At 45.0% G+C, this 16,407-nt stretch carries 3 protein-coding genes; all 3 read left to right on the top strand.

Features of this window, described 5'->3' with window-relative positions:
- Positions 1–247 precede the first annotated feature (247 nt).
- The 3 genes from EJ994_RS01205 to EJ994_RS01195 all read left to right on the top strand — a co-directional run bounded on the left by EJ994_RS01205 (position 248) and on the right by EJ994_RS01195 (position 15,775).
- On the top strand, positions 248–8,614 hold the full coding sequence (locus tag EJ994_RS01205) for a Calx-beta domain-containing protein (protein ID WP_164721412.1): 8,367 nt from the start codon (positions 248–250) through the stop codon (positions 8,612–8,614).
- Between the two features lie 283 nt (positions 8,615–8,897).
- Positions 8,898–14,834 carry a gliding motility-associated C-terminal domain-containing protein gene (locus EJ994_RS01200; RefSeq protein WP_126590850.1) on the top strand — a complete coding sequence of 1,979 codons (5,937 nt, stop codon included), beginning with the start codon at positions 8,898–8,900 and terminating at the stop codon, positions 14,832–14,834.
- 11 nt (positions 14,835–14,845) lie between these two features.
- Positions 14,846–15,775, top strand: a complete 930-nt coding sequence (locus tag EJ994_RS01195; RefSeq protein ID WP_126590849.1) for a type IX secretion system membrane protein PorP/SprF — start codon at positions 14,846–14,848, stop codon at positions 15,773–15,775.
- Positions 15,776–16,407 lie beyond the last annotated feature (632 nt).

Below are 16,407 nucleotides of genomic sequence, written 5' to 3'. Positions count from 1 at the left end.
CTTTAATAATTGCAAATCATAAAAACGCCGGTCTTTGACTGGTGTTTTTTGTTTATAACTTATTTTCTTTTAACCAAAATAGTATTCTTACAATTCTTACAAATAGTGCAGTTCGTCTTGTGTCACCACAAAAATAAGGGCTTTTACAACTTTTTATTTATCAAGACAGTGTTATTGTCTTTCTTTCCAGCTAATTGTTTTCGGACATCCCCCCACTGAGAACACGTGACAAAAAATAAGTATGCACATGAATTCAAACACCAACCAACCTTATATGAAGGATTTGTTTCTTCCCATGTTAGCTAAAAACAACCGTATTTCATCTAGGGTTTTAAAAGTTATGCTATTCCTACTACTTGTGGCCAGCGGAAACAAACTAGCCGCACAAACCACATACAACGACGAATTTTCTGTTATTTCATACGGCAATAATGATGGTACAGCTAATTTTGATACCAATTGGGTAGAGAATGATGCAAATGGTGGCGCAGAAAATAGTGGGAACATTTTTATTGCAGATAACAGACTTACGTTCACCAGTCTACAAAGTACGGATGCGCTAAGCAGACCAGTTAATTTGGCCGCTGCCTCATCTGCCTCTATTTCAATTAACTATACCTCGGCACTTAGAGGGAATGCAGAACTAGAACTGCAGATATTACAATCAAATGGTACTTGGAGAGAATTGCTCACCATACAAACAACAGCTACTTCGGGAAATCGTTCTTCAACATTTTCTGGTACAGGCTTTTTACATTCCAATACTGCTTTTCGTTTTGTACCTAAAGCACCAGATGATTGGGCGGCTGGTGAGACAATTCATATTAATCATTTCCGTATTTCTACAAATATTTCCAACAACGCCGCCGATGCAGAGATAAAAAGACCATTTGTTCCTCGTTTTTCACAAAATTTAAAAGGAGATTTCACATTTATTGCAAATACTACTATTGGTACGGACCCAGTTGTTCCTTACAATGGAACAGATGGTAATTCAACCTTAACCACACAATTTATTGATATTGATTCTGATGGTACTACTTTCAATTCAAGTAATGCAGTACTCGCCAACCCAGAGGGCTCAATCGCTTGTTTAAATTACCGTAAAGTGTTTTTATACTGGGCAGCTTCCAATAAAGAGTATAGTGCCAATACTGGTGACGGCGGATCAGAACCCATATGGGATTTTGATGATGTAAAATTGATGCTACCAGGATCCAGTACCTATACTACGTATACTGCGGATGAAGTAATATACAATGGTAGGGCCGATCATTTTGAAAATGACCCTATCGTACTTTTCAAGGATATCACCGCTGATGTAGATGCTCTAGCTAGCCCCTATGGCACATACCAAGTGGCGAATGTTAAAGGAGCTGAAGGCGTGTTACAATCGCATTCGGGGAGTGCTACGGGCACCTCTGGCGGTTGGCAAATCGTATTCGTTTATGAAAGTTTTGATTTGCCCCCAAAAAATGTGACCCTATTCGATGGGTATGCCCATGTTACGGCATCTGAAAATATATTGGATATTGATTTTGATGGTTTCCAAACGATTCCCACAGGACCGGTAAACGCGGACGTTATGATCGGTGCTTTAGAAGGTGACCGTGAAATCACCGGTGACGAACTACAAATTCTGGATACCTCCAACAATTGGGTCAATTTATCCACGACACAAAGGCCTGCGACTAATTTTTTTAATAGTAAAATTACTATTGATAATACAATAGTTACGAACAGAACTCCAAACAGTACCAACACCTTAGGTTTTGATGCTGCTATCTTTGAGTTAGACAACACTACGAACGATAAAATAGCAAATAGTCAAACTTCGGCTACAATGCGTATTACCTCTACACAGGAGTCTTATGGAATATATCTATTAGGATTAAGTGTAGAAGTTTATGAGCCTAATCTAGGTTCTTTTCAATTGGAAACTGCAAGTAGTACAATTAATGTACCTCCGGGATCTACGTTGCCCCTAACACTGAATTTTGACAATTTTGGTAACGATAATATCGAAAATTTAGAGGTAACGCTTGCTTTTCCTGATCAGTTAGATTTTACCTCGATAACCAATTCACCAGCCGGGACAACATCTTCATATGACGCGCCTAGTCGTACATTGACCATACAGGTTCCTGATGGAATTTCAGATGTGGGCGATCCTGCTTATGTGATAGATTTTAATGCTTTGGTCGTTAACCCGTGTACCAATTGTTCGACAAATACAGGCATACAGGCACTGGCTACCTACGATGGTCAAATTAACCCCACATCCATAAGCACATTAAGTTCTGGAACATTGGAAGATTGTGGTTTTGGTAATAACGACATGCTTCAGATCAGCATTCAGCCAACTATTTCAATAAATGATTCCTCCGTTACAGAAGGTGGAGACTTAGTATTTACTATTTCCTCTTCACATCAATTTGATACGGACCAAGTATTTACCTTGTCTTATACTGATATTGAAACAAGTGCTTCTGATTACAGCGGCCCAGCTTCCGTTACCCTATTCGCAAATAGTAATACGGTGACTTTCTCCGTAAACACAACGGATGATAATATTTTGGAAGGGAGTGAAACCTTTCAGGTAAACTTTTCTGGTTCTACTGGAATTATTACTGATGATAACGGTTTAGGAACCATCACGGACAACGAAGTTTGTAGCGAAAGTAACGTTATTGGCGGTAATATTACGGTTAACAGTACCGGAGATGGTGGTGACGTTAATCCTGGTGATGGCAATTGTGCAGATTCTAACTGCGAATGTACCCTTAGGGCCGCCATTGAAGAGGCCAACGCACTCGCTGGTGCGGACTCCATTCATTTTAACATATCCGGTGCCGGTATTCAAATTATAAGCCCCAATACCGTATTACCTGACATCACGGAAACACTAGTAATCGACGGAACTACCCAACCTGGTTTTCTAGACAGCCCTTTGATAAGGATAGATGGGGATTTAATAGGGATTAATGATTTGCTAACCTTCTCGGCAAATAGCGATTTTAGTGAGATTAGGAATATTATACTAACCAGAGCTGTTCGCGGAATAGTAATAGAGCCTGGCGCCGATAATATCACCATTGCAGGAAACTGGATAGGTACGGACGGTACCGGAGATACCTCGCTTGGGCAAAATATTGACGCCATTTTGGTCCAAGGTGCCTTCACGACCATCGGTGGTACCAACGCATTGGACAGGAACGTAATAGCCAATAGCTTTGTTAACGGCATATTTGTAGACGGCCCTAGTTCTTACAGCAATAACATTATAGGAAATATCGTAGGTTTGGAGCCAGATGGTATAACCCCGGCGGGTAACACTAATCCAGGGGTTTTACTCATTGGCGGTGGCTCTAATACTGTTGGGGGCATTCTAGCTGCACAACGGAATATTATCGGATCAAATTTCGAAGGTGTTGACATTTACTCCGACAACAATATAGTACAAGGTAATTATATCGGAACGGATATTAGTGGAACTCTTAATCGGGGTATGTCAAGAGGTGTTGAGATAAGTCCATCCGCCAGTAATAACCTTGTTGGCGGTACAGACCCGCGAGCTGCCAACCTCATTGCTTTTAATGGTAATAACATTAGTGCTTCATTTGCCCCAGCTGGGCTGAACAACTCCTTTTTGGGGAACAGCATTCATTCAAGTACAAATCTAGGTATTGATCTATCCGGAGACCAGAACGATCCAGACATTAATGATTTAGGTGATACCGATACGGGCTCTAACGACTTATTGAACTATCCGGTCATTAACTCCATTGTTTTAAATAACGGAGTTTTCAACATTACTTTTGACCTTGACATTGACGACACTAACGTTGTAAACGGCTACCGCATAGAATTTTTTGCCAGCCCTGTGGTCGGTGTAAGTGGTTATGGTGAAGGACAGGTTTATTTAGGTTCAATGAATGTAGCTGGTGATGTTTCCAATCAAGCTATGAACATAACACCTCCCAATGGAGTTAATAGTGGATGGCATTTGTCCGCAACTACTACCGAAATACTAAGTGGCACCACATTCGGATCAACCTCCGAGTTTGCTCTGGCCGTTGTACTCCCATTTCCGGAAGATTGTGCAAATGGTATAGACGATGATGGCGATGGCCTCGTTGATTGCGATGACCCTGATTGTTTTCTGGCGTCCAACACAGGCGATACGGACAGTGATGGCGACGGAATTGGGGACTCCTGTGACTTCGATGATCCAAACAATGGCATCTCCGTGGCCGACTTTACCGTAAATGAAGATGCAGGTACCGCTGATTTTGTAGTTACCTATACCGGTCCTACCGTGCAGGACGCCTTCACCGTGGACTTTAACGTGACAGATGGTTCGGCGATCGATCCCGATGATTATACCGTTGCTACCGCAGGTACCAATGTGGCGTTCCCTACGAATACGACATCCGGAACTACCCAGGTGGTCACCATCAATATCGTGGACGACGCTTTATTGGAAGGTGCGGAAGATTTGAACATTACCCTATCCAACATCTCCGACCCTCTTGTGGCCATGGTAGACGATACGGGACTGGGGACCATTACGGATAACGATGCGCCTGGGGCTGGAGACGGTATCGCAGTGAGCGACTTTACCGTGAACGAAGATGCCGGTACCGCTGACTTTGTAGTTACCTATACCGGTCCTACCGTGCAGGACGCCTTCACCGTGGACTTTAACGTGACAGATGGTTCGGCGATCGATCCCGATGATTATACCGTTGCTACCGCAGGTACCAATGTGGCGTTCCCTACGAATACGACATCCGGAACTACCCAGGTGGTCACCATCAATATCGTGGACGACGCTTTACTGGAAGGTGCGGAAGATTTGAACATTACCCTATCCAACATCTCCGACCCTCTTGTGGCCATGGTAGACGATACGGGACTGGGGACCATTACGGATAACGATGCGCCTGGGGCTGGAGAAGGTATCGCAGTGAGCGACTTTACCGTGAACGAAGATGCCGGTACCGCTGACTTTGTAGTTACCTATACCGGTCCTACCGTGCAGGACGCCTTCACCGTGGACTTCAACGTGACCGATGGTTCGGCGATCGATCCCGATGATTATACCGTTGCTACCGCAGGTACCAATGTGACGTTCCCTGCGAATACGACAACTGGAACTACCCAGGTGGTCACCATCAATATCGTGGACGACGCTTTATTGGAAGGTGCGGAAGATTTGAACATTACCCTATCCAACATCTCCGACCCTCTTGTGGCCATGGTAGACGATACGGGACTGGGGACCATTACGGATAACGATGCGCCTGGTGCTGGAGACGGTATCGCAGTGAGCGACTTTACCGTGAACGAAGATGCAGGTACCGCTGACTTTGTAGTTACCTATACCGGTCCTACCGTGCAGGACGCCTTCACCGTGGACTTCAACGTGACCGATGGTTCGGCGATCGATCCTGATGATTATACCGTTGCTACCGCAGGTACCAATGTGGCGTTCCCTGCGAATACGACATCCGGAACTACCCAGGTGGTCACCATCAATATCGTGGACGACGCTTTATTGGAAGGTGCGGAAGATTTGAACATTACCCTATCCAACATCTCCGACCCTCTTGTGGCCATGGTAGACGATACGGGACTGGGGACCATTACGGATAACGATGCGCCTGGGGCTGGAGAAGGTATCGCAGTGAGCGACTTTACCGTGAACGAAGATGCAGGTACCGCTGACTTTGTAGTTACCTATACCGGTCCTACCGTGCAGGACGCCTTCACCGTGGACTTCAACGTGACCGATGGTTCGGCGATCGATCCCGATGATTATACCGTTGCTACCGCAGGTACCAATGTGGCGTTCCCTGCGAATACGACATCCGGAACTACCCAGGTGGTCACCATCAATATCGTGGACGACGCTTTACTGGAAGGTGCGGAAGATTTGAACATTACCCTATCCAACATCTCCGACCCTCTTGTGGCCATGGTAGATGATACGGGACTGGGGACCATTACGGATAACGATGCGCCTGGGGCTGGAGACGGTATCGCAGTGAGCGACTTTACCGTGAACGAAGATGCAGGTACCGCTGACTTTGTAGTTACCTATACCGGTCCTACCGTGCAGGACGCCTTCACCGTGGACTTCAACGTGACCGATGGTTCGGCGATCGATCCCGATGATTATACCGTTGCTACCGCAGGTACCAATGTGGCGTTCCCTGCGAATACGACATCCGGAACTACCCAGGTGGTCACCATCAATATCGTGGACGACGCTTTATTGGAAGGTGCGGAAGATTTGAACATTACCCTATCCAACATCTCCGACCCTCTTGTGGCCATGGTAGATGATACGGGACTGGGGACCATTACGGATAACGATGCTAACGGACCTACCGAAGGTATCGCAGTAAGCGACTTTACCGTGAACGAAGATGCCGGTACTGCAACGTTCGTAATCTCGTATACAGGGAACACCGTACAAAACGCTTTCAACGTTAACTTTAACGTGACAGATAATTCAGCGATCGATCCCGATGACTATACCGTAGCGAACACCGATACCTTTGTGACCTTCCCTGCCGGTACGGCAACCGGGGATACACAACTGGTGACCATCAACATCGTGGACGACGCTATCCTTGAAGCAAATGAAGACCTTAACATTACCCTATCCAACATCTCCAACCCTCTTGTGGCCATGGTAGACGATACGGGACTGGGGACCATTACGGATAACGATGCTAACGGACCTACCGAAGGTATCGCAGTGAGCGACTTTACCGTGAACGAAGATGCCGGTACTGCAACGTTCGTAATCTCGTATACAGGGAACACCGTACAAAACGCTTTCAACGTCAACTTTAACGTGACAGATAATTCAGCGATCGATCCCGATGACTATACCGTAGCGAACACCGATACCTTTGTGACCTTCCCTGCCGGTACGGCAACCGGGGATACACAACTGGTGACCATCAACATCGTGGACGACACGATCATAGAGAATACGGAGACCATGGATATCGCTCTCACCTTCGATGCTGTATCACCTGTCGGTGTGAACATGCTCGACGATGCTGGTGTAGGTACCATCACTGACAACGATGCTAACGGACCTACCGAAGGTATCGCAGTGAGCGACTTTACCGTGAACGAAGATGCCGGTACGGCAACGTTCGTAATCTCGTATACAGGGAACACCGTACAAAACGCTTTCAACGTCAACTTTAACGTGACAGATAATTCAGCGATCGATCCCGATGACTATACCGTAGCGAACACCGATACCTTTGTGACCTTCCCTGCCGGTACGGCAACCGGGGATACACAACTGGTGACCATCAACATCGTGGACGACACGATCATAGAGAATACGGAGACCATGGATATCGCTCTCACCTTCGATGCCGTTCCACCTGTCGGTGTGAACATGCTCGACGATGCAGGTGTAGGTACCATCACCGATAACGATGCACCTGGAATGAACGACGGTCTCTATATAGACGACCTTCAAGTCAATGAGCAGACCGGTGTAGCAACTGTTACGGTTCGCGTTCAAGGTTCTTTTACGGCCTTTAACGTTGACTACGCAACCAATGATGGTGGTGGAACAGCAACTGCGACTGCTGGTGGTGTAGATTATACAGCGTCTAACGGAACTTTAGCCTTTGCTGAAGGACAGTCCAGCATAACTTTTAACGTGGTCATAATCGATGATTGCTTGATTGAAAGCACAGAAGTATTTTTTGCGGACCTATTGAACGCTCCCGATTTTGTTCCGGTGATTGACGGTAATGCGACGATAACCATAATAGATGACGAGGAAGCATTGGCATCGAGTGATTTTGAGGCAGAGATAACCAATCTCTGTGGAGACGAGACTCCAGAGGTTCCACAACTTACCTTTACCGGCGGAAGTGGAGATTACGAGGTCCTGTTCTCTGAAGAAATTCAAAATGCAAGCGATTCCGAGGATTTTATGATCATACGAACGTGGAACGTAACGGATACATGCGACAATACGGCCTCTTTTGAGCAGATCATATTCGTGTTACAACCTCAATTACAGGAAATCACTATTGACATTTGTGTTGAAGACGAACCTATCGATCTTCTGGGCTATCTTCCAGAAGGGTTTGATACAAACGGTGTGTTCGAGGTCACGGAAGGAGATGTAATGTTGAACGGCAGTATGTTTGTCCCCGAAGGCTTGGAATTGGGCGAATATAGAATCGCCTATACCTCTACGGGCGGCGAATGTAAATATTATGCGGACTTTACCATAACGACCAATAGCGATTGTGTTCCTTGCGGCATCGACGATATCGAAGTAAGTAAAGCTGTAACGGCCAACGGAGATGGAGTGAACGACATGTTCGAAATTAGGGGGGCCGAATACTGTGACTACACCTTCGATGTTATGATATTCAACAGATGGGGGAACATGGTCTACGAAGGAAAGGATTATAGAAATGATTGGGGCGGATTTGCACCGAACAACTCCTTCGGAAAATCAGGCTTCCTCCCTACAGGTACCTACTACTACATCATAAATGTTAACGGAGCTGACTTTAAACAGTTGAACGGTTATATATACTTAGGTGCCGAATAATGCCAAAGAACCAAGAACATAAAAGCAAACAATAGAACGGAGAGAGAAACACTTGTTTCTCTCTCCGTTCATAAAAAAAACATGACTACGATTTTTACTAGGATAACAACGAAAAACCTTTTATTCACAACAAAAAATCGTCCAAATGATTTATATAGTTTTTTTTTGTTTGATCAGCGTAATCAATTCTTTTAATGCCCAATAACACCAAAATTGACTTTATGGTTTTGAATTATTTCCAAACCGATAAGATGGTCAAAACAACTTAAACGCGTAACGAATTATGAACCTTTTGGAAGTAGCAAAATATATTGGAATAAACAGCTCAATTCTAACAAAAATTTTATCCTATATTGTTATTGGATTTCTATTGCTAGCAACGCAAAATACGTATGGACAAGATGCCGACCAAGATGGCATTGTTGATGCAAACGATTTAGATGATGATAATGACGGTATTCTTGATACCGATGAATGTGGAGCTCTTATAGATGTATTCATAAGTCTAGAAAATTTTGAAACTGCAGGTTTTGTTAGTGATGCGGCCGTAAACGACCCAAACTGCCAAATTCCCGGATGTAACTTAAATCCGAGAGGTGGTAGTGTCCTGATAGGAGATACCGCTACCATAACTTGCTGGAACCCCACTACTGGAGTTGTCGAAGGTACTAAAGGAGCACACCCTACCCCTACAGGAAATGCACTCGTTTTCAATGCGTTCATTTCACCTACAGGACCAATGGACGACTCAACGTGTAACGGTATTGGCGACCAGAACGGTAATGGTAGATTTGGTGAAATTGCGGCAATATCAAATATACCCGTAACCGTTGGCACCACTTACTCAGTAGCCATATACGCTGCAGAAATTACCAATACCGACCCCTTTACGGACTCCTATAGATTTCGTTTTTATATTGCAGGAACCAATACACTCGCCGGCATACCGGATTTTCCCCTTAATAATATAACCCAGGGCAATCAAAATTGGCAACTGAACGAAACCGACTTCACGGCGACCGCTACACAGAACATAGATATCGTATTGATTCAAACTATAGAAAGAGGTAATGGCTCAGATATAGTTCTTGACGCTTTCAGTATTATAGAACGTGTATGCTCCCTTGATACCGATAACGACGGTATATTGGACGTAAGAGACCTTGACTCGGACAATGATGGTTGCCCGGATGCGCTAGAGGGTAACGGCGGTTTTGAATTTAATGACTTACAACCGAATCAAAGCTTGGCGGGTACAGTAGATACCAATGGTATACCAACGCTCACCAATGGCGGGCAACAATCGGATTCTAACCAAAATGCAGACGTTAGAAGTTACGCCTGTTGTCTAAGCGATTTTGATAATGATGGTGTTTGCGATGATATTGATTTTGATGATGACAACGATGGAATATTGGATACGGAAGAATGTCAGTTACCAGAATTACTAAATTTCGACATAAATAGCTTTACACTCCTGCCACCATTCACCGAGGCAAATAATTGCACACAAGGCATATGGTTCAATGCTGCCCCTTTGTATAGTATAGGACAGCCTAACGATATATGTTTTGACCCTGGCGCAACTCCTGGTACCATTACCGACTACACCACGGGGTCTGAGACAACAGGTACAATTTTAGGAATACAGGCCGGCCCTGGCAATGATTTTATCTCAGTACTGAGTTTTAACCAAAACTTACAGGCCAATACAAATTATCAGTTAAGTCTTGCGCATATGATTTGGTCAAGATCAGATGCCCCTATAGAGAGTACTAGGGGTATTATTCAAATAGTAATAAATGGTGTCGTAGTCAACACTTATCAAGGAACTCCTGGCCTGCCTTTTGGTGCTTGGGAATTGGGAACGCTAAACTTTAATACAGGTACGATTACCAATACCACAATAGAAATACAGATAAGAAGAGGGCCAGATGCTTCTGGTAATGATTATATGCTAGATGATGTTATATTACGCCAATTAGATGCAGTTTGCACTATTGATACGGATGGAGACGGTATCACCAACGACAAAGATCTTGATTCTGACAACGACGGTTGTGCCGATGCGTTGGAAGGTACTTTGTCTTTGGATTTTAGCAGCTTAAATCCAGATGGTAGTTTAAATGGTGCTGTTGATGCTAACGGGGTTCCGGTTATAGCAAATGGGGGTCAAGGTACCGTATCATCTACAGACGCCAACACTCGTTCTACGGTATGTGAAGATTTATGTTCTAGAACAGTTCAGAACCAAGATACGAACCTTGGCTCGGGCAGAACTGCCATAGGCAGCGCAGATCCCAATTGGACGGTTGAATGGGTATCTGTAGCGAATGACTTTGCCTTTGCTCCCGGTAATGACGGCGATGTCAGAGCAGCCTATGTTAGCCCAAGGTTTGTACAAACTACTAACGGTACTAGGTGGATTACCAGTGAATTGCTCTTAGACTCTAGAACTCGAGATGATGCGGACGGAGATGGTGATATTAACGAAAATAATGGACCGAGAACCGGCCCAACGGGAGATGCGGTTCGCTTGGTATATGAAACAACGATCACCCTGCCCAATACGGTCATACCCGCTTCTGTTTCCGCTGTGGCTAATATCTCTTCCGATAATACGCATAGAATCAGCGTAAACGGAGTGAGCGATAGTGATACCTTTATAGTAGATGGATTTAATAATATACGGTCCACCGTATTCAATAGCGGTTGGAGACCTGGAATAAATACCATCCAAATTGAAGTTAATTCAACCGGAGGGCCCGTAGCCTTATTGGTAGAGGAGATTCTTGTCTCCTATCAAGAAAATTACGAACCCATAACCCAAGCCAATCTTAATATTGTCAACTGTGATGATAATGCCACTCCTTCGGACGGCACTGATGATATTCTCAACATAGAGCTTAATCCTACCGGAAATCAACCCAATGGAAGTTATAGTGTGCAAATCGACGGAGGACTTACCATAACACCGGCCATAGGAAACTATGCCCAAACGACTTCATTCGAAATTACAGGTATTACAGATACTTTAACGACTTATACCATTACGTTAACGGATAACCAAGATTCGGATTGCGAATTTATAGTACAATTCGACGCGCGTTCCTGCTCCGACCAATGTACCCTGGACAACGCCAACGAAACCATCCTGGGATGTGACGGCAACGGAACACCATCCGACCCCTCGGACGACAGTTTCGCCATAAGCCTGAACCCACAGGGACTAAGGTTGGGCGCGAACTATACCGTGAGCGTGGACGGAGGTCTTAGCGTTACACCTACCACGGCAAGCTACGGAACGACCACGAACTTCACCTTCACGGGACTAACCGACACGGATACCACGTATACCCTGACCATTACGGACGAAAACGACGCCGCATGCGCATTGCCACTATCATTTCAGGCAAGAACATGCTCCGACCAGTGTACCCTGGACAACGCCAACGAAACCATCCTGGGATGTGACGGCAACGGAACACCATCCGACCCCTCGGACGACAGTTTCGCCATAAGCCTGAACCCACAGGGACTAAGGTTGGGCGCGAACTATACCGTGAGCGTGGACGGAGGTCTTAACGTTACACCTACCACGGCAAGCTACGGAACGACCACGAACTTCACCTTCACGGGACTAACCGACACGGATACCACGTATACCCTGACCATTACGGACGAAAACGACGCCGCATGCGCATTGCCACTATCATTTCAGGCAAGAACATGCTCCGACCAGTGTACCCTGGACAACGCCAACGAAACCATCCTGGGATGTGACGGCAACGGAACACCCTCCGACCCCTCGGACGACAGTTTCGCCATAAGCCTGAACCCACAGGGACTAAGGTTGGGCGCGAACTATACCGTGAGCGTGGACGGAGGTCTTAGCGTTACACCTACCACGGCAAGCTACGGAACGACCACGAACTTCACCTTCACGGGACTAACCGACACGGATACCACGTATACCCTGACCATTACGGACGAAAACGACGCCGCATGCGCATTGCCACTATCATTTCAGGCAAGAACATGCTCCGACCAGTGTACCCTGGACAACGCCAACGAAACCATCCTGGGATGTGACGGCAACGGAACACCATCCGACCCCTCGGACGACAGTTTCGCCATAAGCCTGAACCCACAGGGACTAAGGTTGGGCGCGAACTATACCGTGAGCGTGGACGGAGGTCTTAGCGTTACCCCTACAACGGCAAGCTACGGAACGACCACGAACTTCACCTTCACGGGACTAACCGACACGGATACCACGTATACCCTGACCATTACGGACGAAAACGACGCCGCATGCGCATTGCCACTATCATTTCAGGCAAGAACATGCTCCGACCAGTGTACCCTGGACAACGCCAACGAAACCATCCTGGGATGTGACGGCAACGGAACACCCTCCGACCCCTCGGACGACAGTTTCGCCATAAGCCTGAACCCACAGGGACTAAGGTTGGGCGCGAACTATACCGTGAGCGTGGACGGAGGTCTTAACGTTACACCTACCACGGCAAGCTACGGAACGACCACGAACTTCACCTTCACGGGACTAACCGACACGGATACCACGTATACCCTGACCATTACGGACGAAAACGACGCCGCATGCGCATTGCCCATATCCTTTCAGGCAAGAACATGCTCCGACCAATGTACCCTGGACAACGCCAACGAAACCATCCTGGGATGTGACGGCAACGGAACACCATCCGACCCCTCGGACGACAGTTTCGCCATAAGCCTGAACCCACAGGGACTAAGGTTGGGCGCGAACTATACCGTGAGCGTGGACGGAGGTCTTAGCGTTACCCCTACAACGGCAAGCTACGGAACGACCACGAACTTCACCTTCACGGGACTAACCGACACGGATACCACGTATACCCTGACCATTACGGACGAAAACGACGCCGCATGCGCATTGCCACTATCATTTCAGGCAAGAACATGCTCCGACCAGTGTACCCTGGACAACGCCAACGAAACCATCCTGGGATGTGACGGCAACGGAACACCCTCCGACCCCTCGGACGACAGTTTCGCCATAAGCCTGAACCCACAGGGACTAAGGTTGGGCGCGAACTATACCGTGAGCGTGGACGGAGGTCTTAACGTTACACCTACCACGGCAAGCTACGGAACGACCACGAACTTCACCTTCACGGGACTAACCGACACGGATACCACGTATACCCTGACCATTACGGACGAAAACGACGCCGCATGCGCATTGCCACTATCATTTCAGGCAAGAACATGCTCCGACCAGTGTACCCTGGACAACGCCAACGAAACCATCCTGGGATGTGACGGCAACGGAACACCATCCGACCCCTCGGACGACAGTTTCGCCATAAGCCTGAACCCACAGGGACTAAGGTTGGGCGCGAACTATACCGTGAGCGTGGACGGAGGTCTTAACGTTACACCTACCACGGCAAGCTACGGAACGACCACGAACTTCACCTTCACGGGACTAACCGACACGGATACCACGTATACCCTGACCATTACGGACGAAAACGACGCCGCATGCGCATTGCCCATATCCTTTCAGGCAAGAACATGCTCCGACCAATGTAACATAGATGATTTTAATCTCACGATTATAGGATGTAACGATAATGGAACTCCCTATGAAACACAAAATGAGGATGATTTTATAGAGTTTAGTCTCTCAGTTAGCGGAAATAATACCGGAGACCTTTATTTTATTACGTATAATGGAGAAGGCTCCGTTGAACCTAGTTCGGGAACGTTCAATAGTACGGCACAATTCAGATTAAGCACAGGAACAGCAGACGGTATTACAGCTCACAGTGTTACCATTACAAGTGCAAACAGTGATGATTGTGAATTGACCCTACCCATTGATGTCTTGGAAAGTTGTTCAACTATTCCATTACCTAAAGTAACAAATGACCTGATTGACTCCAATAGGATAGATTTAGAAATATTGAATATTTCAGGTATTGAAAATTTTCCCGAGAACCTGGTGAAGATATATAATAGATGGGGTGCTATAGTTTATGAAGTACGTAACTACGATAATCGTGAAAATTCATTTAATGGCAAAGCCAATACTAAATTAATCGTTAGCCAAGACGAGAATTTACCCAATGGAGTTTATTTCTACGTAATAGAATTTAAAATAGGCACAGATGATTACCAAAAAATTAGTGGATACCTCTACAAAAAGTAAAAACTGCATAAATGAAACTGATAAGAACTATAATACTCGTAGTAACCTGTTCGCTATGCTTTACAGCTATTGCCCAGCAAGAATCACAGTACTCGCAATATATGTTAAACCCTCTTCTTTTTAATCCAGCGTACGCAGGGTCGCGAGAGGTTATAAGTATAGCATCGCTATACAGAGCACAATGGTTAGGAATAGATGGTGCTCCATCTACCCAAAACATTTCTATACACGCCCCGGTCAAGAGAAGAGTGGGTCTTGGATTTACAATGAATAACGATGCTATAGGAAACGGCACGGTACAAACTACCGATATTAAGGGAATATTTTCATACACCTTGCCTTTAAATAGAGACCTAAGTACAAGACTTGCTTTCGGTATTAGCGCGGGTGGGTTGTTCAACGAAGTTAATTTAGGGAATCTCGTTGTTTCGAGCAATCAAACCAATGAACAAGGAACACAGTTCTCCCCTAACTTTGGACTTGGCCTTTTTCTAAGGAACCCTAAGTATTATGTTGGCCTTTCTACGCCAAATATCTTACAAAACATAATTGCGAATGATAATAATGCTGAAATCCTATATCAAAAATTAGTCACTTGGCATGCCATAGCCGGTATTATTTTACAAACTTCACCGGACTGGAAAATTAAGCCTGCTACATTACTCAAAATAAATTCTGGCGCACCTTTACAATTAGACATCTCATTGAATGCTTTATATATGGATAAGTTACAATTTGGCGCATCTTATCGTTTTGGTTCGTCGGCAAGTGCTTTAATGGGATACCACTTTACAGAAAAGTTTTTCGGGGGCCTTGCTTTTGACAATGAACTCACCGATTTGGGCGGACAAAGCTTTAGAGGTAGATCGTTCGAATTCTTTTTACGATATGAATTTGAGGATAGAAAATGTAAATGTTCTCCAAAACCACGTTTTTACTAAAATTATGTGCTCTTCGTCTGCAAGTTGAATAACTTTAGATAAACCGGTTAATATCGTTTTCATTTGGAAATATATTTGCCAAAATTCTCTAAATCTCAAAATGGAAATTACCCTCCTAGTAGTTTAACCATACCCCCTATACGCCGAGCAGCATAGCGCATCTAATTTTAGGACTTACTAAATAACCCTTAAAGAGGCCCATTAAGGATTAGAATGCTTAACAACATTCATTTGAACGCAAGCTTGATAGCCTCGCTGATTTTCAAATATTTAGTAAACCTTTGTTTTTTTATATTTTACAGAAGTATAATTCATACTATATTTTTTCATTTTAAAGGGTCGTAATTTAATATACCACACTTTTCTATTCTCTTCTCGATTTCGTTAAAATTTTTACACATTCTTAGCAAAGATCTAGCTTTTGTTAATCTCTTAAAATTACATAATCACAAATAGAATTTTATAAAATGACAATAGTTCGGAGTCTTGTCTCTAATAGTGCAGAATTACCCATAGCCTTAGCTGAAATTCAGAATTTTAGAACTAAGAAATAATTTTCATAAAATTAATTTCCAAAGCTTTTAAGTGTACTATTTGTGGTACATCTTTAGAACCAAAAATTTTGAAAACTG

It is taken from the genome of Maribacter sp. MJ134 (assembly GCF_003970695.1).
Classification (GTDB): Bacteria; Bacteroidota; Bacteroidia; order Flavobacteriales; family Flavobacteriaceae; genus Maribacter.
The sequence above is the reverse complement of the archived record's forward strand: the minus strand, read 5'-3'. Positions and strand labels throughout refer to the sequence as shown.